This window comes from Salinibacterium sp. NYA9b (assembly GCF_976973725.1).
Genome location: NZ_OZ333476.1, coordinates 2,640,175 through 2,661,436 on the forward strand (window position 1 = coordinate 2,640,175; position 21,262 = coordinate 2,661,436).

Consider the following 21,262-nt stretch of genomic DNA (forward strand, 5'->3'; position numbering starts at 1 on the left):
CGTGAACTAAGGCCGCCTACGGAGCACCAATCGACGCAGCCAGATCTGCCACGAAGGCATCAACTGCCCACGGCACGGTGAGCGCAGTGGGCGCGATCATGCCCAGAGTCGGCTCATCGAGGAATCCCGGATAGTGAATGACCCCGTCAGCCCCCGTAGCACTGGCTTCAACGAACGTCACCCAATAGGGCGCACCGACCGGGTCCCCGATATAAATCAGCACATCGGTGTCAAGCTGTTCAACATCGTCGGCCCACAAGTAGTACACCTTGCCGTTGTCCGATTCTGAGTTGTAGGCGACAGTTGAGTCATCGGAGTAAGTGAAACCAAGTTGCTCGAGGAGAGCCGCGACCGCAGTGTTCGATTTACTGTAGGCAACAGAGCCTCCTTGCGGCGAGATGACCGCGATGGTCTTTCCTGCGAACTCAGGATGCGCCGCAGCGTGCGCCGCCAACGAATCGTCGATAGACGCTAGGTGAGCCTCAGCCTCAGGCACGTGACCAACAATCTGCCCCATCTGGAGGAGGGTTTCGCGCCACGAGTTCGAGGAGCTGAATTCGGGAGAGTCGAGGGCTGACAGTGCTGGGCGGATAGTGGGCGCTACGTCAGGGAGAGCATCATAAAAGGCAAGCCATGACGTCGGATCCATGTCGAACGGATGAGAAGGCAGCCCCGTGACGATGACGTCTGGCGAGACTGCTTCCACATCGGCAAGAGTGTCACCGTCGAGAGGATCGATGGTCGGCACCCCGCCGGCGCCGAGCGAGCCGATCGCTTCCTCCCGCCAAGGACCAAGCGAGCCGCCGCCGGAGGCGACCGGCGCGATACCCAGCGCTAGAAGCGAATGCGTCTGCTGAGCGCCGAAAGTGAAGATGCGTTCTGGGGCAACTTCGAGCGTGGTTTCGCCCCCAGAGTGTACGACCGTAGTGGGGAACGCGGGCGTGGCCGTCTCCGTGGGAGCGGGTCCACCCGCAGGTGCGGCCGTAGGTTCGGGCTCTGCGGGCGGGCTGCAGGCGCCGAGCAGCAGGAGCGCCGTTACTCCTACCGCCGCGATGGACACGGTTCTTCTCAACGCTGTAGACATCTGCATCCCCTAACAAAAAGTGAGCAATTTCTCACTTCACGGTAACGAGCGAGGCGCCTACCTGCCCTTCTGGTCCCAAAGTTTGGCCTGATCGTTATCCAGGGGTGGTCGAATTGCCTATCTAGCTATCAGCTCATGGCGATAGCGAGGTCGCACACAAGGGTGTCCGGGCCCACCGCACCCGAAAGCGCAGATGGTCGGGCACCCCGGGCGACACAAAAGCGGCCACTGACGTTGACGTCTGTGGCCGCTTTCGAGAGGTGATTCGCGTGGTGATTCGCGTGGTGATTCGTTATTTCAGCGCGCCAGCGATTGCATCCACGAAGCTGTCGATTCCCCAGGGCAGCGAGAGCGCCGTGGGAGGCGATACCGAAGCGACGAGCGATGCGCCATTGACGGCAACGAGGCCACCGTTGGCGACAGCCGGGATGCTCTGCGCGTAAGGCTGCGAGGCGAAGATGTCGCCGACTTCTTCGGTCTCGGCATAGGCGATCAACAGATCGCTGTCGAGCTCATCGAGCTTCTCGTAGCTGAGCGTATAGAAGAACGTGGAGTCGCCATTCGAGAGAGCGTCGACGGCGGGCGCGTTCTCGAGACCGAGGTCGAGCAAGAACTCCACGCGGGGGTCGGCGGGCTTGTAGACGTAGAAAGTTCCGCCCACGTCGAAGGTGGCCGCAACGGTCTTGCCTTCGAACTCGGGATGCTCGGCCGCCTTCTCGGCGACGAGAGCGTCGATGTTGGCGAGCACGTCATCCGCGGCAGCAGTCTTGCCGAGGGCGCTGCCCGTGATGCTGATGACGTCGCGCCACGGAGTCGACCACGGCAGCTCGGGGTACGCAACGACGGGTGCGATCTCGCTGAGGAGGTCGTACTGCTCCTCGGTGATTCCGGAGTAGGTTGCGAGGATCAAGTCAGGAGCGGCTTCGGCGATTTGCTCATAAGCGGGAGCATCCGTGGTCGCGGGGAAGATGAGCGGGGTCTCTGCGCCCATCTCGGCGAGAGCATCCGCCGCCCACGGCAGAACGCCGTTCTCGTCGCCACCGTAGTTCTGGGCTTCCATGCCCACCGGCACGACGCCGAGAGCGAGAACCGCGTCGCCGCTGCCCCACCCCAGGGTGAGGACGCGCTGCGGTTCGCTCTCAATGACTGTTTCACCGAAGGCGTGCTCGATCGTGACAGGGAATGCGTCGGATGCCGCGGGCGCATCCGTTTCACCTTCGGACGTTGAGGCGGCGCAACCGCTCAACGCGATGAGAGCGGCGGTGGCCGCAGCGAAGGCTGCAAGGCGGGAACGGCGTGACATTGATCTCCTCGATCGGACGATAGGTGCACAGTAAGGATAGGCTTACCTTAGTGAGTTGCGCAAGCAGCGTGCGGGCGAACATGCCGGCAGGGCGCTGGGGCACAGGCGGCGCCGGCGTCCGACGACAGTGCCACTAGCGCCCCGAGCGACGCCCCAGCGGGATGACCATCGGTGAGCCAGAAACCGGATCGGCCATGATCTGAGCCTCGAGCCCAAACGCCTCCCGCATCCGCTCTGCTGTAACAACCTCGGAAGGTGTTCCCTCGGCGATGATCTGCCCCTCGCACATGAGGATCATATGGTCGGCGTAGCGGGCGGCAAGAGTGAGTTCGTGCAGCACCATCACGATCGTGGTGCCACGTTCACGATTGAGATCAGCGAGAACGTCGAGCGCATCAAGCTGGTGGCGCACGTCGAGGAACGTGGTGGGCTCGTCGAGCAGCAGAATGTCGGGATCCTGGCTCAGAGCCATCGCGATCCACACCCGCTGGCGCTGCCCACCCGAGAGCTCCTCGATGCGCCGCGACGCCAACTGGGCCGTGTCGGTCGCTTCGAGCGCGTGCTCGACAGCCGCTTCATCCGCCGCCGACCACTGCTGAAACCAGCCCTGATGCGGGTAGCGTCCGCGAGCCACGAGGTCGCGAACGGTGATGCCCTCCGGCGCGATTGGCGACTGAGGCAAAATGCCCACCACTTGAGCGATCTCTTTCGACGGCACCGAATGGATGTCGCGCCCATCGAGCATCACGTGACCCGAAGCCGGTCGCAGCAACCGTGACAGCCCGCGCAGCAGCGTCGACTTGCCGCAGGCGTTGGCGCCCACAATCACGGTGACCTTGCCGTCGGGGATCTCCACGCTCAAGTTCGACACAATGTCGCGGCCGCCATAGTTGAGGGTGACGTTGTCGGCGCGCAACGAGTGCGCGGGGCGTTGGGGCGCGTGGTTCTGGGGTGCGTCAGCCTGGGTCACGAGGCACGTCCTTCGCGGTTGGTGGTGGAGATGAGCCACAGCAGATACGGGGCGCCCACGATGCCGGTGACAATTCCGGTCGGCACCTGGGTTCCGGCAGTGAGCAAGTGTTGAGCGACGAAATCGGCACCGAGCACGAGCACAATCGCGACCAAGGCGCTCGGCACCAGCGCGAGGCCTCCCCCGCGCACCAGGCGTCGAGCGATCGGGGCGGAGACGAAGGCGACAAAGGCGAGGGGGCCCACGAGTGCTGTCGCGATGGCGACGAGAGCGACGGCAACGACGATGAGGGCAAGCCGCGACCGTTGCACGGAGACCCCAAGACCCGCAGCAAGATCATCGCCGAGCTGCAGCATCCGGAGTTTGGAGGCAAGCAATAAAACGGCGGGCAACAAGATGGCCAGACTGACGACCATGATGAGGATGTCGTCCCAGCTGGCACCGCCAAGCCCGCCCACCATCCAGACGAGAGCTTGTTGCGCATCGCGCACATCACCGCGCGTGATGAGGTACCCGAGCACGGATTGCGCCATGAACGCGATACCGACGCCGATGAGCACGAAGCGCATGCCGTTCATGCCCGAGCGCCACGAGAGCAAGTAGATCGTGAACGCGACGAGAAGCGCACCAACGAGCGCGGAGAGCGAGACGATGAGGCCTGTCGCGCCGAACACAAGCAAGCTCAGCACGGCGGCGACGCTGGCTCCACCGCTGATGCCGATGATGTCGGGACTCGCCAACGCATTGCGCAGGAGGCTTTGGAAGAGAGCCCCCGCGAGGCCGAACGCGATCGCCACCAAGATGGCAAGCAGCACGCGCGGTAGCCGCAACTTGAAGACAATGAACTGGTCGGATGAGGTGCCGCCGCCGAAGAGAGTTGCGAGCAGATCGGGCAGCGTGAGCGTATATGCCCCAACGGCAATACTGACGAGAGCAAGCGCCACTGCGGCAACGATGAGCCCGATGGTGATGCGGAGAGTACGGGCCGTCAACGGGACTCGAGAGGCTCGGCTGGCGCTCACGGTTGCGCCCCGCATGGCGGTCACAGCCCGGCCAACTTCACTCGGCGCACGAGGGCGATCATGACCGGCGCACCGATGACGGCGACGACGAGCCCCGCCTCGAGCTCGGAAGGCGCGACCACGAGACGGCCCACGATGTCGGCGATCAGAAGCAGGCTGGGGCCGACGACGGCGGAGACAGCGATGATCCAGCGGTAGTCGGGGCCAGTGAAGGGGCGCACGATGTGGGGCACAACGAGACCGACGAAGACGATGGGGCCGGCAAGCGCGGTGGCGGAGCCGCACAGGAGAACGATGGCTCCGGCAGCAACGGCACGCGCAACATAGACCCGCTGGCCGAGGCCGCGAGCGAGGTCATCTCCGAGGGCGACAAGGTTGAGCATCCGCCCCGAAATGATCGCGAGGAGTGCACCGGCGACAACGAAACCGATCGTGAGGCGCACGGCTTCGAGGTCGCGGCTGGCGAGCGACCCGACGGACCAGAAGCGGAAGGTGTTGAGGGTGTCGGTGTCGGAGATCAAAACCAGGGAAATCACGGAGGTGATGCCGGCGGTGACGGCGGTTCCGGCGAGCACGAGCTTGACCGGGGTGGCACCTTCGCGGCCCAGAGAGCCGATCGCGTAGACGATGGCGGCAGCGCCCGCGGCTCCGGCGAAGGCGAACCAGATGTAGCCGGTGGGATTCGTGATCGAGAGAACACTGATCGCGAAGACGACCGCGAGCGAGGCACCGGCGTTGACGCCGAGCAGCCCGGGGTCGGCGAGCGGGTTGCGGGTGACGCCCTGCATGACGGCTCCTGCGACTCCGAGAGAGAGCCCGGCGAGCAAGCCGACGATCGTGCGCGGCAAGCGCAGTTCACGAATCACGAGCTGGTCGTTGTTGCCTGCCTCCGGGTCGAAGAGTGCTTGCCCAATTTGTGAAAACTCGACGCCGCGAGCGCCGAGCGCGAGACTCAGCACGAGCACAATCGCGAGCAAACCAAGAGCTGAGCCGAGAGTGAGCCAGCGCTGGGTGCGGAGGCTCAGTCGTGCGCGCGAAGCCGAGGCAGTCTGGGTCATGGTCGGGGGCGGTGGTGCGAGCTACTGCGCTTCGGACTTGCCGAGACGCCAGTACCCCATGAACGCAACCTGCTTGCGGTCAACGCCCGTCTCGCTCACGAGAAAACGGCGCAGCATTTTGATGACGCAGGCCTCCGCGGCAAGCCACGCGTAGAAGTGCGTTCCGGATGCTTCGCCCGGCGAATCCCAGAGGAGCTCGGTATCGACATCGATATCACCGAGTGGTTGCGCGGCCGGCGAGAGCGCAGGCAACACGAGTGAGGCGTTGGCTTGCGTCCACGCCCGGACGGCGGGGTCGAGCACGGAACCTGCGGGCTGCGTGCCCCGCGGTAGCCACGTGACGTGGCAGTTGCTCGGAAGGTTCAGCGGCGGCTGGTCTGCGGCATCCGGAATCTCGATGAAAGCGTGAGCCTGAACGCTGGAGTCGAGGCGTTCGAGGATGCTGCAGATAGCGGGCGCTGAGGTTTCGTCACCGGCGAGAAGAGCGGTGCGGGCGGGGCCGGGGTGCCAGTCGATGCCTATGCCCGAGTGGATGCTCGCGGCGTCGGGCCCGACAATGATGACTTCGTCACCGGCTGCTGCGTTCGAAAGCCACTGCCCGGCGGGGCCGTTAGCACCGTGGAAGACCACGTCGACGTCGATCTCGCGGAGCTCGGGACGCACGGCACGGATCGTGTACGTGCGGAACGGGTTGCGCGCCTCGTCGGGCAGCGCACGCCAGCGGGCGTACCAGGTGCCATCGGCGATGGTCTGCGGATCGTTCGCGCCGATGTCGCTCAGGCCGATGCCCGGCAGCGGAAAAACGATCTTGATGCGCTGGTCGAAACCATCAGTGCCGAAGGTCTCAAACTCAGCGCCCGCGAAGGTAACCCGCTTAAAGTGAGGCGAAAGTTCGCGGATGCTTTCCACGCGGGCAGCGAATGGTCGATAGCCCGGGCGGGCGTCCTTCGCGATCTCGCGCTCCAAGGTAAGCATTGCCTAAGTATGGCATACCTAACCTGAAGCGAAAAGGGTCAGATCTCGCGGCTCTTCTGCAGTCGGCGGTCACCTTTGCTGCGCGACAGCGGGAATGTGCGTTGGAGATATGGCTCGAGAACAAGTCGCTTCAGAGCAATGAAAATGAGACTGCCACCGAGCCAATAGGCGACGAAACCCATGCTCGACAACTGCGTATTGATCGCAAAGCTGAACATGCTGATCACCACGCCCACACCGACGAATAGCCACACCCAAGCACCTGCCACCCGTTTGCGTGACGACTGCTGATCCTGAGCGCGCGACTCGAATGAATCGACCCGGCCGCTCAACTCATCGCTCTCGATGCTGGCGAAGAGATCCCGAACCGGCACCCCGAGTGCATCCGCGACCAGCGACAGCGTTTCGAGGCTGGCGTCACTCCCCGCTTCTAACCGTTGGATGGTGCGGATGCCGACACCACACTCAGTGGCGAGCTTCTCTTGGGTCCAGCCGCGCTCACGGCGCAGATCAACTATGCGTGTCTCGTTCATGTGACCAATACTCCACGATGCGGTGGATGCGGGCTACGCCAGTAACGCGCCAAAGGCACGCCACCTCGCCGCCGGTAGCCCGCCAGCCTCCCGACATCAACCGCCGAACGCAGCCAGGTGCTTTTCGGATGCGGCGAGCAACCGTTCGAACACAGCGATAACGTCAGGTGCCGTGAACTCATCCGCGGCTGCCGCCAGGTCACGGATGTCGGTCTTTTCGACGGTGCGAGCCGCCTCGTAGGCGTCATCGCGGCTAACCGATCCCTGGGCGAGCAATGAGTCGTAGAGCTCCTGCATGCTCTCGGACTCGAATTCGCCGACGGGTTGTCCGACGGTGGGGTCGGCCAGACCGTAGCGCTCGAGCAGGGTTTGCACCGCGGAAAGATGGCTACTTTCCGAGTTCGAAACACGGTCAAACACCTTGTCGCCATAGAGGTCGCCGAATGCGACATACAGGTCGTGAGCTACTTTTTCCTCTTCAGCCATGAGGGAGAGCGTCGCTTCTTCAGCGCCCGTAAGCGTGCCACTTTCGAGAGTGAGATTTTCGCCCATCGAGCTGTCATTCGAGTCATGACCATTCCGGCCCTCGCGTTCCATGTTCGATGAATCCTGCCCCTCTCCTGCTGAGTGGCCCGAGTTTCCGTGCGAGAAGCCGCTCTGGCTTGACCCAGCACCGGCTGAGATACGGCCGAGGCCGGTACCGACAGCGAAACTGGCTCCCGCGACGAGAGTGACAGCGAGTACGCCGCCGACGATTGAGGTGGTGATGATGGTTGCCTTGCGCATGTGATGCTCCTGTTCCTTGTGTATAGGCACACAGTGCGCTCCCGATGTGCAGAGGGAGATGCAGCCGTGTGGAGATCGTGTGGAGACTGCATTTTCGCGCCGTGGAATAAGGTGAGGTATGCCAACCGTGCTGGTCGTCGAAGATGAGCGGGACATCCGCGAGGTGCTCCGTCGCTACCTTGAACGCGCCGGATTTTCGGTGCTCACGACCGGTTCGGGTGCCGAGGCATTCAAACTGTTCGCTTCGGCAGATCTCGTTCTGCTCGATCTTGGCTTGCCCGATATCGAGGGAACCGACCTTCTTCGCGAGATCAAAACTCTGGGCAGCCTCCCGGTCATCGTCTTGACCGCTCGGAGCACAACCGAGGAACGCATTCGCGGCCTCGAACTCGGCGCCGATGACTATGTCACGAAGCCCTTCAGCCCCCACGAGGTTGTACTGCGTGTCCAAGCCGTACTGAATCGCCACGGTGGCAGCACGACCGAGAATGAGGTCACTACCTACGGCAGCGGCCGCCTTCGAATCGATGACGATTCCCATCGCGCGTGGTTGGATGACGTGGAGCTCGACCTCACCCCCACCGAGTGGGGGCTTCTGTCTGCAATCGCCGCTGCCGCCGGCCGGGTCTATTCACGCTATGAGTTAGTGAATCGGGTGCGCGGCTACGAATATGAGGGCTACGAGCGCACAATCGATTCCCACATCAAGAACCTGCGCCGCAAGCTCGGAACAGAGGGAACGCACGTCGTCGAAACAGTGCTCGGTGTGGGGTACCGCCTCGGGTTCGCTAAGGATGAGGCAGGACGATGACGCGCACCTCCGGGCTTAACCTGTGGGGCTTTGGAGCCTTGGGCACACGCATCCTCCTCGCGTTTCTCGCGGTCGCAATCTCCACAGTGTTGGTGCTGGCCGGAGCCGCCCTCATCGGTGTCGACCGCGGGGTGCAAGCGGGGGAACAAGCCGATCGACAGGAGGTTGCCGACGCCATCGCCGCCACCGCCGCTGAATCTTTTCAGCGTGCGGGAAGCTGGGATGCGGCTGATCTGTCGCGCGCCGTGCGCATCGGCGAAGCAGCATCCGCTCGACTCGTGATCCTCGATTTGGCGGGCACAACGGTTGTCTCAAGCGGCATTCCTAATGAAAACTCGCCCGGTGGTGGAGGCGCACTGAGTTCCTCGGCCAGCGTCGCAGACGTGACAGTCGACGATGCGGTCGTCGGTACCGTGCGAGTGGCTTTATCGACGGCCAGCTCGTCCCGCGTGCTCGACATAGCGTGGGCGTGGATTGTGATCGCCGCCTTCGCCGCGCTTGCTATCGCGTTCACGGCAAGCTGGGTTGTCACCCGTTTTCTTGTTGGCCCGTTGCACCGGGTGACGGATGCTGCCCGCGCATTCACTGCGGGAGATCGCACGTCACGAGTAGATGGCCGCGCGCCCGGCGAGCTCGGAGAACTCGCCGTCGCGTTCAACGGGATGGCCGACGAGGTTGCGCGCTCTGAACGCGACCGTCGCAATCTCACCGCCGATGTCGCTCACGAATTGCGCACCCCGCTTGCTGCGCTTCAAGCAGGTCTCGAAGAGCTTCGCGATGGCTTGGTCGTTCCCGATGCTGAACGACTTGCTGCACTGCACGATCAGTCGTTGCGGCTCGGTCGCATCGTCGCCGACCTGGCCGAACTAGCTGCCGCCGAAACCGCCGGGGCTCTGCCCCACGAGAGCCGTGTGGATCTGGCTCAGATTTCCCAGGAAGAGGTAGCGCTGCATGACGCCCAACTTCGAGCGGCCGGGCTTCACGTCATCACCAATCTTCCCGAGCCAGTGTTTGTGCAGGGCGATGCCGACCGGCTTCATCAGGCGGTCGGCAACGTTATCGCCAATGCTGTGCGCTATTGCCGCGACGACGACTCACTGACGGTTGCGCTGGCCGTGCAGGGCGACGATGCGGTACTCACGATTTCTGATACCGGCCCCGGCATCCCCGTGGACGATCTGCCCTACGTTTTCGATCGGCTCTGGCGGGGCACCGCAGCCCGCGACATCTCCGGTTCCGGTATCGGTCTCGCGGTCGTGCGCGAGGTTGTCGACCAGCACGGAGGCAGCGCCGAAGTCGAGTCTGCTGTCGGAGAGGGAACCCGGATCATCATCCGGCTCCCCCTCGCAACTGCCTAAAACTCAGGCGGCCCGTCATAGGGGGCGTCATCATCCGAGTAGAACGGGATGTCGTTTTCGTCGCCGGGAACGGATGCTGCCGGGGCGGGCGCTTGGCGCTGAGCCGGTCGTGAAGGAGCCAACTTGGATGCCGCTGGGCGAGATGCCGCGGGGCGAGATTGGCGTGACGGCGCGGAAGTCGACGCGCTGACAGCAGGCGCCGCGGCAAAGGCGGGCGAAGCGGCAGCCGCCACCGGTGGCGCAACAGCGGCTTCCGGCGACTCCCCCGCAACGACCGCAAGCACCGCAGCGCCATACGTCTCGAGTTTCTTCTCGCCCACACCGCTGATTTCCGACAGCTCAGCCAACGACTCTGGTTTGGTGACGGCAATGCCGCGCAGGGTGGCATCCGCGAACACGACGTACGCGGGCACACCGTTGTCGCGCGCGACTCCCGAACGCCAGGTGCGCAAATTCTCAAACAGATCGGTTGCCGAGGCGGGCAGGTCGGTCATAACCTTGCGCTTCGCCGCACCGCCCGCTGCACCGGAACCACGAGCCTTGCGAGGCGCTTCCTTGCGCAGTTTCACCGTGCGCCCGCCGCTCAGCACCGAGGCGCTCTCGGGCGTGATCGCGAGCGTGCCGTACTCCCCCTGCACCGTGAGCAATGACTGCGCGAGCAACTGCCGCACGACCGAGCGCCAGTCTTGCTCCGAGACATCCGAACCGATTCCGAACGTGGCCAGATCGTCGTGACGTTGCTGCGTCACGCGTGGCGTGGTCTTGCCGATGAGGATGTCGACCAGATGGCCGGCGCCAAACTTCTGGTTGCGCTCGCGCTCCAACCGCACAATGGTGGACATCAGCTTTTGGGCCGCGACAGTGCCATCCCATGACTCGGGCGGAGACAGGCAGGTGTCGCAATTGCCGCACGCGGTCGACTCTTGACCGAAGTAACCGAGCAGCTGCACGCGGCGACATTCCACGGTTTCGCAGAGCGCGAGCATCGCATCGAGGTGCGCGCTCAGGTTGCGACGGTGGGCCAGGTCGCCACCCGACTGATCGATCATGCGGCGCTGCTGCATGACATCCTGCAGTCCGTAGGCGAGCCATGCCGTCGCGGGCAGACCGTCACGACCGGCACGACCGGTCTCTTGGTAGTAACCCTCGACGCTCTTGGGTAGGTCGAGATGAGCGACAAAACGCACATCAGGCTTGTCGATGCCCATGCCGAACGCGATCGTCGCAACCATCACCATGCCCTCTTCGCGCAAGAAGCGGCTCTGGTTGCTGGCGCGCACTCGCGAGTCGAGACCCGCGTGGTACGGCAACGCGGGGATACCGTTCTCCACCAAGAACTGCGCCGTCTTCTCGACCGAGGCGCGAGACAAGCAGTACACGATGCCGGCGTCGCCCGAGTGCTCGGTGTTCAGCAGCGTGAGCAATTGCTGCAGCGGCTGCGCCTTGGATTCAATGCGGTACTGGATGTTGGGCCGGTCAAAACTAGAAACATACTGCGTAGCGTCAGCGAGCTTCAGTCGCTGGGCGATCTCTTTGCGCGTGGCCTCAGTCGCGGTCGCGGTCAGCGCAATGCGCGGGACGCTCGGCCACAGGTCATGCAACACATCGAGCTGCAGGTAGTCGGGGCGAAAGTCGTGGCCCCACTGCGACACACAGTGCGCCTCGTCGATGGCGAAGAGCCCGATCTGGCCCTGCTTGAGAAGTGACACGGTGGACGAGACGCGGAGGCGCTCGGGCGCGAGGTAGAGAAGATCCAGCTCACCAGCCCGGTACGCGTTTTCGACGCGAGTGCGCTCGTCGGCGGACTGGGTGGAGTTGAGAAACTCTGCACGGGCGCCAACGGCGGCCAGGGCATCCACTTGATCTTGCATCAAAGCGATCAGCGGGGAAATAACAACGCCGGTGCCCTCACGAACAAGTGCGGGGATTTGATAACACAGCGACTTGCCGCCACCGGTAGGCATGAGAACAAGCGCATCACCACCGCCGACGATGGTGTCGATGATTTCGCCTTGCTGCCCCCGGAACGAGTCGTAACCGAACGTGGACTCAAGAACAGACTGGGCAGACACCATGCCGAGAAGTCTAGGCGCAGCCACTACCATTGGCATGATTAGTCCCCATAGCGACAGGCGCCATGTTCACCGTATTTCTTGGGCTTTCTAGCGCGCTCACATTCGGCGCCGCAGACTTTTTCGGCGGTATCGCAGCCAAGCGAATTAGCCCCATTTTGGCCACCGCGGTCGGTGCCGTTGCCGGCCTCGCTGTGCTGCTGCTGATCTTCCCGTTCGTCTCGAACGTGTGGTCAACCGAGGCCGTGCTCTACGGCGCGATCGCTGGCGTCAATAGCGCGGTGGCAATCGGCCTGCTCTACGCCTGCCTCGCGATCGGGCCGATGAGCATCCTCTCGCCCGTGACCGCGGTCATGTCGGCAATCGTCCCCGTGACGGTCGGCTTGCTGCGTGGAGAATCTCTCGGGGCGTTTGGGTTCGTCGCGATCCCGATCGCGCTCATTGCCGTCGTGCTCGTCGGGTTCGTTCCCGAAAAGGGTGCTGTGCGACCGAGTGCCAAGGCACTGCTCATGGCGGTTGGTGCGGGCAGTGCGATCGGGCTGTTCTTTGTGATCTTGGATGCCGCCCCCGACGACTCTGGCATCATCCCGGTCGTGGGAAACCGCGTCGTCAACGCGCTCCTCATGTTCTCGCTGTTCTTTGTGATGGCGGCGTTGGCCAAGCGCAAACGAGCCGGAGCATCAGCCCCCGCCCGCTCGTCCCTCTGGCGTCGCGGACTCTATTTCGCCATGATCGGCGGCACCCTCGACGTGATCGCCAACATGGCGATCATCACGGGAGTGCGCATCGGCGACCTCTCGGTCATTGCCGTGCTTACCGCCCTTTACCCGGCGGGCACGGTGCTGCTCGCGGCCATCGTTTTGCGTGAGCGAATTGCGCCCGTGCAATACCTGGGCATTGCGTTGGGCATCACCGCGAGCGTCCTGCTCGTGGTCGGCGGCTAGTGCCTCACCGAGACGTTGGCGCGCTCGTCCGTGCGACTGGCGCTATCCCTTCGTCGAACCGGCGAGCAGTCCGCGCACGAAGTAGCGCTGCAGCGCGAAGAACACGATGAGCGGCACGAGGATCGAGATGAAGGCACCGGCGGTGAGCAGGTTCCAGTCTTGACCCCGGCTACCGGTGATCTCTGCCAAGAGTTTCGTCATGGGCGCTACTCGTCCGTCGGCAAACACCAGCGCCACGAGGAGGTCGTTCCAGACCCACAAGAATTGGAAGATCGCGAACGACGCAATGGCCGGCATCGTGAGCGGAAGCACGATGCGGAAGAAGACTTGGCCGTGCCCCGCGCCATCCACTCTCGCCGCTTCGATGAGCTCGGAAGGAATCTCGGAGACGAAGTTGTGCAGCAAGAAGATGGCCAGAGGCAGCGCGAAGATCGTGTGCGCAATCCAGACCTGCGAATACGAGTTGGAGGCGTTGAGACTCGAGAAGATTTCGATGTCACCGATCGAAAGTCCCCGGGAGAACAGGCTCAGCAGCGGAACAAGCGCCATCTGCAGGGGAACGATCTGCAGCGCGAAAACGCCGATGAACATCCAGTTGCGGCCGGGGAACTTGATCCAGGCGAAGGCGTAGGCCGCCAGGCTCGCAATGACGAGCGGGAAAATCGTGGCCGGCAAGGTAATGGCGATCGAGTTGATGAAGGCGCCAGCGAGGTTGAGCGTGCTGTTTCCCGCCGCCAATACCTCGGTGTAGTTGTTGAGCGTGAAGCCAGGGTTCTGGAAGATCGTCCACCAACCGTTGCGCAGAATTTCCTCGGGCGGCCGCAGCGATGAGACGAAGAGCCCGAAGGTTGGCGTCGTCCACAACACCGCGATTACCAGCGCGGCGATCGTCGCGCCACGGCTCGTGAGGCGTTTCTTGGTGCGCTTGGCGGCTGACTGCTTTTCGCCCCGGGCCAGTTGCTTCTTGGTTTTCTTGCCGAGTGGAAGCTTCGCGGGCACTGTCGCGGTCATCGGATCTCCCTCTGCTTAGCAATCTGTCTCGCGTTGTACACAACAATCGGCAGCACCATCACGAACAGCACGACCGCGAAGGCGGCAGACCTGCCGACCTCAAAGCCTTGCCACTGCGAGTACATTTCGTTCGCGATCACACTCGTTTCGTTCGCGCCGGCAGTCATCGTGCGCACAATGTCGAAGACTTTCAGCGAGGCAATCGAGATCGTGGTGAGCACAACAACCAGTGAGCTGCGGATGCCCGGCACGGTCACATTGATAAAGCTCTGCCACGCGTTCGTTCCGTCGAGTTCCGCAGCCTCAAGCTGCTCGGCGGGAACACCCTTGATCGCGGCCGAGAGAATCACCATCGCGAAACCGGTCTGGATCCAGATCAGCACGACGATGAGAAAGAAGGTGTTCCACGGAGAGTTCGAGATCCAGTCGACCGGTTGCCCGCCCATCCAGACCACAATCTGGTTGAGCAAACCGATCTGCTCTTGGTCGGCCGGGCGCACCGCGTACACGAAGCGCCAGATGATGCTCGCGCCCACGAACGAGATAGCCATCGGCATGAAGACGAGCACTTTGAACACTTTCTCGCCGCGCGACTTGTCAATGAAGACCGCATAGGCGAGGCCGAAAATCGTAGAAACCGTGGGAACAATCAGCACCCACACGACGGTGTTGAGAACGGTGCGGATGCCGGTGTCTTGAGTGAAGATCCAGATGAAGTTTTCGAGGCCAACGAAACGTGTTCCGCGGCTGTTCATGAAGGCCTGGATCGTGGTCTGAATCGTCGGGTAGATGAGACCGATAGCGAGCAAGAAAATCGCCGGGCTCATGAAGCCGACGAGCTGGAAGAGGTAGCCAGCACCCTGCTTAGAGCGGTAGTCGAGGAGAAAGAAGAGCCCCCCGAAGACGGCTGCTGCGCCGGCTGCCCAGTACACCGAACCCAGCGCTAAGAAGATGAGGGTGGGGATGAGCACACACGCCACGGCGCGGATGATCGTGTACTTGCGGCCACTGCGTGGAGCGATCTCAATGAAGAAGATCAGCAGGGCGATCACCGCGAAGAATGCCAGGAGCACAAGCGGTATTTGAGCGAGAGCGGGAAGCGTGGAAATCCACGCGAGAAAAGCTGACATTAGCGACCTTTCGAGTGCATCACTGGACTCTTCACTTCACTGGCATTGCTGCTGTTTCGACTCTACCGAGGAGTCGGCCCGAGTGGGAGAAAAGTAAGCGTGGGCTGGAAGCACAAGGGTCCAGCCCACGCTCACCGTTGAACGATGTTACTCAGACGGCCATGATGCGTCGATGGTCGAGAGCACGTCTTCTGTTGACTTGCCGTTGACCCAGTCGACCATTCCGGTCCAGAACGATCCAGCGCCAACAACACCCGGCATGAGGTCGGAAGCATCGAAGCGGAACGTGGTGTCGGGGTCCTGCAGAATCGTGATGGCTTCCTGCAGGATGGGGCTGCTCGCGCTTGCCGGGTCAAGGCCATTGTTAGCGCTAATGACACCGCCCAGCTTCACGCGAGAGTTCGCCCACTCCGCGCTCGACAGGTATTCCTGCACAGCGATCGTGTCTTCATCGTTGGAGAAGGCTCCGACAATCTCGCCACCACCGGTGACTGCGTTGCCACCCGCTTCAGCAGACGGCGTCACGAAGGCCCAGATGTCAGCATCCGGTCCGACCGTAGCGTTTCCGTTCTTGGGGTCCTGAATGAACCCGTCGAAGAAGGATGCCTGGTGGTGGAGGGCACACGTGCCGTCGCCGAGCGCGCGAGCCGGGTCACCGAACGGCGTGGAGTTGATTGACTTCACGTCGCCGAATCCAGCATTCACGAACTCAGGGTTGAGGAGAATGTCCCCGACGGAGTCGAACGCCGAGACGATCGCAGGATCGCTGAACGGAATCTCGTGAGAGACCCACTGGTCGTAGACGTCTGGTCCCGCTTCGCGAAGCACGAGGTCTTCTACCCAGTCCGTTCCTGGCCAACCGGTTGCGGCATCCGAACCGAACCCGGCACACCAGGGTGCGGTTCCGGTTTCGTCGGCGATCGTCTGGGTGAGCGTGAGCAGTTCGTCCCAGGTCTCGGGAACTTCGACGCCCCACTCCTCGAATTGCGAAGGCGAGTACCAGACGAAGCCCTTGACGCTGGCCATAAGCGGCGCACCGTAGAGGGTGTCACCGGTGGTCGCATACGCGGCCCAGTCTGCAGACCAGTACTCGTCGACATTGGCCTGAACGCTCTCGGGCGCCGGCTGAATGTACTCGCGCGAAGCGAGGTCGGCGAGAAGACCTGGCTGCGGGAAGATTGCGATGTCAGGTGCGTTGCCGCCCTGAGCGCGGATGCTGATCTGCGCTTCGAACTCTTTGCTCGATTCGTACTGAATGTCGATGTCATTCGCTTCTTCCCAGTCCGCCCAGGATTCTTCGAGAAGTTCAGCCTCAGTGTCAGCGATGGTGCCGTAGATGGTGACTACGCCATCCGCTTCACCAGAATCGCCGGGGCCACCCGTGCCACCGGAACCGGAGGCGCAGCCCGTAAGAACCATGCTTGCGACGCCAAGAGTGGCGATGGGCAGCATGGCCCGTCGAAAGTTGTGGGAAATCATACAAATCCTCCTCGTCGAGGTTTGCCCGCAGACCGAGCAGTATGCGGGGGAACAACTGCAGCTCTGAACTCGCTCACTCATTGCAGCTCAAGAGAGCGTGTTCATGACTCACGCTAGGTGACGATCAACGGTTTGTGCAAGCGCTTGCGCAACTGAGTTGTCTACCGCAACACGAATGAGACATGACCGTGCGCCATCTCGGCGCAGCTATACGCGATTTAGGCAAATTTGAGTATCGCTGCCGCGGGGTGTTGACTGACGAGATGGATCAAGGATTAGTCATCGACTGGACACAAATGCCCACCTACAACACGATCATGGCGGTGGCCGCGGGTGCGGGACTGCTCAGTCTCGTGTTGTTTGCTCGCAAGCTCATGGCGGGAGCTGACGTGGAGTTCCGCGGTCACGCCGTGAACTTCGGAGTGCTGGGCCTGATCCTCACCGTCACGGGCGCACACATGACGCTGACCTGGCCCTTCGCGGCCTACTTCCCCTTCGACAACATCATCTTCGGCGAGCCGAGCCTGGCCTTCGGCGTGCTGCTGCTCGCCGCGAGCTTCGTGCTCTGGCGCCGCGCATCCGTGCTCGAAGAATCCAAGGATGCCGCCCGCGCCGTCGCCCGTACTGCTGAACCCCTTGGCGTGCTCATCTTCGGTCTCGGCCTCGCTCTCATCGCGATTGCTTTCGCCGGAGTCATCTTCCAGCTCTTCGCCGCCCCTCCCGAGGAGCCCATCTCTGGCGCCTTCGCCGAATGGCCCTGGGTCGAAGCGATCTTCATGTCAGGCCTCTTCGCGCTCGTAGGCCTCGGAGCGCTGCTCTTCCCGTTCGCCACCCGCAGCTTTGCGGTTCGCAGCACGCCGACCAAGGTTCAGTGGGTTACCGGGGTCGCTCTCGCTCTCGGCGGCACCGCGTTCCTCCTCTTCGGCGCACTCAACTTCTTCACTCACATTGGGCTCATCGTCAACACGATGGGCTAACGCCGCGAAAGCCGTCTCCCTAAGCGATGCGGCTGCCGCGACTTAGCTTTGCCGCTGGGGTCTTGGTGCGAGCCCAGGCCCCAGCAAGCAACGCCCCCGCAAGGACGAGGTGAATCGCTAACCCCACAGCCCAGCTCGGAGTCGTGGATTCGATCACGCTGCGAGCACTCGGGACGTCCGGGTATTGCTCACTCTCACCAACGACGCACTCGCCGTAGCTGTACCCCGCGTCCTGCGGAAGTTGGGCCATACGAGTCGACAGTTTGAAGTAGCCGAAGAGGTCGGTCGGTTGATCGTTCGAGTCGTACGCTGTCGGCACGGCATCCGCCAGAATCACGTACGGGTTTGCCGCCAATGCGCCCCAGAACAGATCGAAGCGTGGCGTCTGGTACTCATACTCTTCGGGCGCCGAGCACGCCGTCGGCGCTCCGGCGCTGTCGTATTCAAGCGCGTAGCTTGAGGTCTGAGTTGCCGTCGTCTGCAGCGCCAGCCCCCCAAGAGTGAACGCGATGATGGTGCCGACGCTGAGAGCAGCGACCACCAAGTAGGTCACCACGATGGAGAACAGCGGGCGCGACATGAGGCCCGAAAGCCCCACCCCGACCGCAGCAACGACGCCCAGTTCAAGCGCGAGCACCACGATCGACACGACGATAGTGCTCACCGGAAGCTGGCCGGCGATAGCCGCATAAACGAGGAACGGAATAGCGGCCACCAAAAACGCGAGCGCCGTGATCCACGCCGAGAGAAACTTGCCAACGATCAGTTGGCCGGTTGTGATGAGCGTCACTTGCGTGGTTGCCAGGGTTCCGGCATCCCGGTCGCCATTGATGGCGTTGCCGCTCAGGGCGGGCGCCACCAGTGTACCGAGCAGCAGCACGAAGTAGATGACGGTGGAGTAGACCCCGGCAGCACCATTGTCGTCAGTGCCAAAACCATTCAGCGCGAATGACAACAGCACCGTCACCATGAGGATCAGCGCTACGAAGACACCGAGCAAGATGTACCAGCTCGTAGTGCGCACGCGCTGGCGCAGTTCGAGCGAAAGAATTACTCCGACACCGGCGAAGAACGCGCTCATTTGCTTTCCTCCGAGCTCAGGTCGATAAAGGCATGTTCGAGGTCGCCCACCGCCGGGGCAAAAGTGCTGATCGCAATGCCAGCGCCCACCAGTCGAGCAAGCAGCGTGGATGCCGCAGCCTCCCCCTCAAGCGCAACAAGGAGTTCCGTGCGATCGGTCGCTATCGCAGCCTCCTCGATGCCCTCCGCGACGAGTGCCGCGCGCAGGGCCACGACGTCGCTCGAGCGGATGCGCCAGGGACGAGCAGTGGCGCGGCTGCGCGCCAAGGCCTCCGCGGACGCCGTGACGCCCTTCGACAGGTACACCGCGCCATCGGCCATTTCGTCGAGCTCAGAGAGCACGTGGCTGGAGACGAGGAGCGTTTTTCCTTCGGAAGCAAGTCGGCGAACAAGCGTGCGCAAATGACCGCGGGCAACCGGATCGAGGCCCGAGGCGGGTTCATCGAGCAGCAGCACGCTGGGGTCGTGCACGAGCGCGCGAGCAAGGCTCAGGCGCTGCTTCTGCCCGCGCGAAAGAACGCGAGTGGGGCTGTCGGCAAGCTCGGTGAGGTCGACGAGCGCAATGAGTTCGCTTGCGCGTGCGGCCGCGGCCGCCTTATCCATCGCGTACATGCGCGCGGTGTAGCTGAGAGTATCGCGCACGCTGAGCGTGGGCCACGAACCGAGCACATCAGGCATCCATCCGAGCTGCGAGCGGACCGCTGCCGTCTCGGTGACGGGATCGTGACCGGCAATGCGGATGCTGCCGGCATCCGGTTGAAGCAGGGATGCCAGCATGAGCATGAGCGTGGTCTTGCCGGAACCATTGGGCCCGATGAGGCCGGTGACGGTTCCGGGAGTCGCGACGAAACTGGCGTCGCGCACCGCATGGACTTCGCCAAACGATCGTGCGACATTTTCGACGACGATCCCGCCGGGCGCTAGTTCGCTTCGTTCGGGCTCGATGGGCGCTGCCTCAACTGACGTCATAATGCTGAGCATAACTGACGAAACCGACCCTGGGGGTGCAGGGAGAACGGTGCGCTCAGGGGGCACTACGTGAGGCCGCCTGAACGCGAGTGGCTCTCTGCCGAGCGCGAGTGACTAGATGTAGATGGCCGGATCGATGTAGTTGAAGCCGTCTTTGGGGGCCTTAGTGCGGCCCTTGGGGCGCGCCACGGCGGGAGCCCCGACGAGAAGAGAATCGGCGGGAGCATCCGCCACCACTACGGCACCAGCACCGACGACCGAGCCAGAGCCGATCGTGATGTCGCCAAGAACGGCAGCCCCAGCGCCCACGACAATGTCGTTGCCGAGCGTGGGGTGACGTTTGCCGCCCTGTGAGCTTGTGCCGCCCAGTGTGACGCCATGGTAAATCAAGACGTCGTCGCCCACGATGGCGGTCTCGCCAATGACGACTCCGGAGCCGTGATCGATGATGACGCGGCGACCAAGTTGCGCGCCAGGGTGAATCTCAACGCCGGTCAAGAAGCGAACGAACTGGGAGACCACGCGGGCAAGAAAAAATGCCCGCGCAGTCCACAGCCAGTGACTAAAGCGGTAACCCCACACGGCGTGCATCCCCGAATAGGTCAGCCAAATCTCGAAGGCACCACGGGCTGCGGGGTCGCGTTCGCGCACGGCAGCGATGTCTTCACGAGTTCGAGCAAACAATAGAGGGATCCGTCGTTAGTGGTGGTTAGCGGCGTTGAGTTGAGGTGACTCGGTCTTAGTCGACAAGCCCCTAGTCGACGAGGTCTTCGTAGAGAAGCGTCGACAGGTAACGCTCGCCGAAGCTCGCAATGATGACAACGATGGTCTTTCCCGCGTTCTCGGGGCGCTTGGCCAATTCGAGAGCCGCGTGAACGGTTGCTCCCGAGGAGATGCCAGCGAGGATTCCCTCTTCAGCAGCGAGGCGACGAGCCATCGTGACCGACTGAGTGATGTTGACGTCGAGAACCTCGTCGTAGACATCGCGGTCGAGAATCTCAGGCACAAAGTTGGCGCCGATTCCCTGAATCTTGTGGGGGCCAGGAGCTCCACCATTGAGGATCGCGGACTCTTCGGGCTCAACAGCGACAACCTTGATCTCAGGGTTCTGTTCCTTGAGGTAACCGCCAGCACCCGTGATCGTTCCACCGGTTCCGATTCCCGCAACGAAGATGTCGACGGCACCGTCGGTGTCATTCCAGATTTCTGGGCCCGTGGTTGCACGGTGAATAGCGGGGTTTGCAGCGTTAGCGAACTGCTGTGCGGCAACGGCGCCTTCAGTGGCAGCAACGATTTCGGCAGCCTTCTCAACGGCGCCACGCATTCCTTCGCCGGCAGGGGTCAAGACGAGTTCTGCACCGAACGCGCGAAGCAACATGCGGCGTTCCTTGCTCATGCTCTCCGGCATGGTGAGCACAACGCGGTAGCCGCGGGCTGCACCGACCATGGCGAGGGCGATGCCGGTGTTGCCACTGGTGCCCTCAACGATGGTTCCGCCGGGCTTCAGGGCCCCGGCCTTCTCAGCGGCGTCGATGATCGCAACACCGATGCGGTCCTTCACACTGGCCGAGGGGTTCTGGAATTCGAGCTTCGCCAGCACCGTAGCGCCAGCACCGTCTGTGACGGAGTTGAGCTGAACCAACGGGGTGTTACCGACAAGTTCGGTGATGTTCTTATAGATACGACTAGCCATGATTCAG

At 62.7% G+C, this 21,262-nt stretch carries 20 protein-coding genes; 4 read left to right on the plus strand and 16 right to left on the minus strand.

The genetic code is table 11. The features are described 5' to 3' along the window. Positions 1–16: 16 nt before the first annotated feature. The 8 genes from ACWFSR_RS12760 to ACWFSR_RS12795 all read right to left on the minus strand — a co-directional run bounded on the left by ACWFSR_RS12760 (position 17) and on the right by ACWFSR_RS12795 (position 7,731). Positions 17–1,084 (minus strand): ABC transporter substrate-binding protein, encoded by a 1,068-nt coding sequence (locus ACWFSR_RS12760; RefSeq protein WP_447522536.1) that lies wholly within the window; start codon positions 1,082–1,084, stop codon positions 17–19. A gap of 292 nt (positions 1,085–1,376) precedes the next feature. Next, the gene (locus tag ACWFSR_RS12765) at positions 1,377–2,387 is read right to left on the minus strand and encodes an iron-siderophore ABC transporter substrate-binding protein (protein ID WP_447522537.1); all 1,011 of its coding nucleotides are present in this window, start codon (positions 2,385–2,387) and stop codon (positions 1,377–1,379) included. A gap of 133 nt (positions 2,388–2,520) precedes the next feature. Beyond that, complete coding sequence (locus ACWFSR_RS12770; RefSeq protein ID WP_447522538.1) at positions 2,521–3,357, minus strand: ABC transporter ATP-binding protein; 837 nt, start codon at positions 3,355–3,357, stop codon at positions 2,521–2,523. Then, positions 3,354–4,394 (minus strand): FecCD family ABC transporter permease, encoded by a 1,041-nt coding sequence (locus ACWFSR_RS12775; RefSeq protein WP_447523450.1) that lies wholly within the window; start codon positions 4,392–4,394, stop codon positions 3,354–3,356. The genes ACWFSR_RS12770 and ACWFSR_RS12775 overlap by 4 nt, the downstream gene beginning before the upstream one ends. A 5-nt stretch (positions 4,395–4,399) precedes the next feature. Next, the gene (locus ACWFSR_RS12780) at positions 4,400–5,437 is read right to left on the minus strand and encodes a FecCD family ABC transporter permease (RefSeq protein WP_197106588.1); all 1,038 of its coding nucleotides are present in this window, start codon (positions 5,435–5,437) and stop codon (positions 4,400–4,402) included. A 21-nt stretch (positions 5,438–5,458) separates the two neighbouring features. Beyond that, complete coding sequence (locus tag ACWFSR_RS12785; protein ID WP_447522539.1) at positions 5,459–6,412, minus strand: siderophore-interacting protein; 954 nt, start codon at positions 6,410–6,412, stop codon at positions 5,459–5,461. A 38-nt stretch (positions 6,413–6,450) separates the two neighbouring features. Next, positions 6,451–6,945 carry a helix-turn-helix domain-containing protein gene (locus ACWFSR_RS12790; RefSeq protein WP_197109388.1) on the minus strand — a complete coding sequence of 165 codons (495 nt, stop codon included), beginning with the start codon at positions 6,943–6,945 and terminating at the stop codon, positions 6,451–6,453. 96 nt (positions 6,946–7,041) lie between these two features. Next, a complete protein-coding gene (locus ACWFSR_RS12795; RefSeq protein WP_197106591.1) occupies positions 7,042–7,731 on the minus strand; it encodes a DUF2202 domain-containing protein in 690 nt (229 codons plus the stop codon). 118 nt (positions 7,732–7,849) lie between these two features. Here ACWFSR_RS12795 and ACWFSR_RS12800 point away from each other — a divergent pair, with 118 nt between their 5' ends. Together ACWFSR_RS12800 and ACWFSR_RS12805 are read left to right on the plus strand one after the other, a co-directional pair. After that, positions 7,850–8,542: a response regulator transcription factor gene (locus tag ACWFSR_RS12800; RefSeq protein ID WP_447522540.1), complete on the plus strand. Its 693-nt coding sequence runs from the start codon at positions 7,850–7,852 to the stop codon at positions 8,540–8,542. After that, on the plus strand, positions 8,539–9,900 hold the full coding sequence (locus ACWFSR_RS12805) for a HAMP domain-containing sensor histidine kinase (protein ID WP_197106593.1): 1,362 nt from the start codon (positions 8,539–8,541) through the stop codon (positions 9,898–9,900). The genes ACWFSR_RS12800 and ACWFSR_RS12805 overlap by 4 nt, the downstream gene beginning before the upstream one ends. On the opposite strand, the gene recQ is transcribed toward ACWFSR_RS12805, so the two are convergent. Then, the gene (recQ, locus tag ACWFSR_RS12810) at positions 9,897–11,975 is read right to left on the minus strand and encodes a DNA helicase RecQ (RefSeq protein ID WP_197106594.1); all 2,079 of its coding nucleotides are present in this window, start codon (positions 11,973–11,975) and stop codon (positions 9,897–9,899) included. The two genes, ACWFSR_RS12805 and recQ, sit on opposite strands and share 4 nt — an antisense overlap. A 62-nt stretch (positions 11,976–12,037) precedes the next feature. On the opposite strand from recQ, the gene ACWFSR_RS12815 reads away from it, so the two are divergent. Beyond that, positions 12,038–12,916, plus strand: a complete 879-nt coding sequence (locus ACWFSR_RS12815; protein ID WP_447522541.1) for an EamA family transporter — start codon at positions 12,038–12,040, stop codon at positions 12,914–12,916. A gap of 42 nt (positions 12,917–12,958) precedes the next feature. Here ACWFSR_RS12815 and ACWFSR_RS12820 read toward each other — a convergent pair whose 3' ends face one another. The 3 genes from ACWFSR_RS12820 to ACWFSR_RS12830 form a co-directional block, all read right to left on the minus strand. After that, positions 12,959–13,927 (minus strand): carbohydrate ABC transporter permease, encoded by a 969-nt coding sequence (locus tag ACWFSR_RS12820; protein ID WP_197106596.1) that lies wholly within the window; start codon positions 13,925–13,927, stop codon positions 12,959–12,961. Further along, positions 13,924–15,057 (minus strand): carbohydrate ABC transporter permease, encoded by a 1,134-nt coding sequence (locus ACWFSR_RS12825; protein ID WP_197106597.1) that lies wholly within the window; start codon positions 15,055–15,057, stop codon positions 13,924–13,926. Before ACWFSR_RS12825 ends, ACWFSR_RS12820 begins: the two co-directional genes overlap by 4 nt. 147 nt (positions 15,058–15,204) lie before the next feature. Then, positions 15,205–16,536 (minus strand): ABC transporter substrate-binding protein, encoded by a 1,332-nt coding sequence (locus ACWFSR_RS12830; protein WP_447522542.1) that lies wholly within the window; start codon positions 16,534–16,536, stop codon positions 15,205–15,207. A 263-nt stretch (positions 16,537–16,799) separates the two neighbouring features. Between ACWFSR_RS12830 and ACWFSR_RS12835 the strand changes: the two genes are divergently transcribed. Next, positions 16,800–17,513 (plus strand): DUF981 domain-containing protein, encoded by a 714-nt coding sequence (locus tag ACWFSR_RS12835; protein WP_231599634.1) that lies wholly within the window; start codon positions 16,800–16,802, stop codon positions 17,511–17,513. A gap of 19 nt (positions 17,514–17,532) precedes the next feature. Here the strand turns inward: ACWFSR_RS12835 and ACWFSR_RS12840 are convergent, their stop codons facing one another. The 4 genes from ACWFSR_RS12840 to cysK form a co-directional block, all read right to left on the minus strand. Next, positions 17,533–18,594: an ABC transporter permease gene (locus ACWFSR_RS12840; protein ID WP_197106599.1), complete on the minus strand. Its 1,062-nt coding sequence runs from the start codon at positions 18,592–18,594 to the stop codon at positions 17,533–17,535. Further along, positions 18,591–19,562: an ABC transporter ATP-binding protein gene (locus ACWFSR_RS12845; RefSeq protein ID WP_197109384.1), complete on the minus strand. Its 972-nt coding sequence runs from the start codon at positions 19,560–19,562 to the stop codon at positions 18,591–18,593. The genes ACWFSR_RS12840 and ACWFSR_RS12845 overlap by 4 nt, the downstream gene beginning before the upstream one ends. Before the next feature lie 114 nt (positions 19,563–19,676). Beyond that, the gene (cysE, locus tag ACWFSR_RS12850) at positions 19,677–20,246 is read right to left on the minus strand and encodes a serine O-acetyltransferase (RefSeq protein ID WP_197122986.1); all 570 of its coding nucleotides are present in this window, start codon (positions 20,244–20,246) and stop codon (positions 19,677–19,679) included. Between the two features lie 70 nt (positions 20,247–20,316). Then, positions 20,317–21,255 (minus strand): cysteine synthase A, encoded by a 939-nt coding sequence (cysK, locus tag ACWFSR_RS12855; RefSeq protein WP_197106602.1) that lies wholly within the window; start codon positions 21,253–21,255, stop codon positions 20,317–20,319. Positions 21,256–21,262 lie beyond the last annotated feature (7 nt).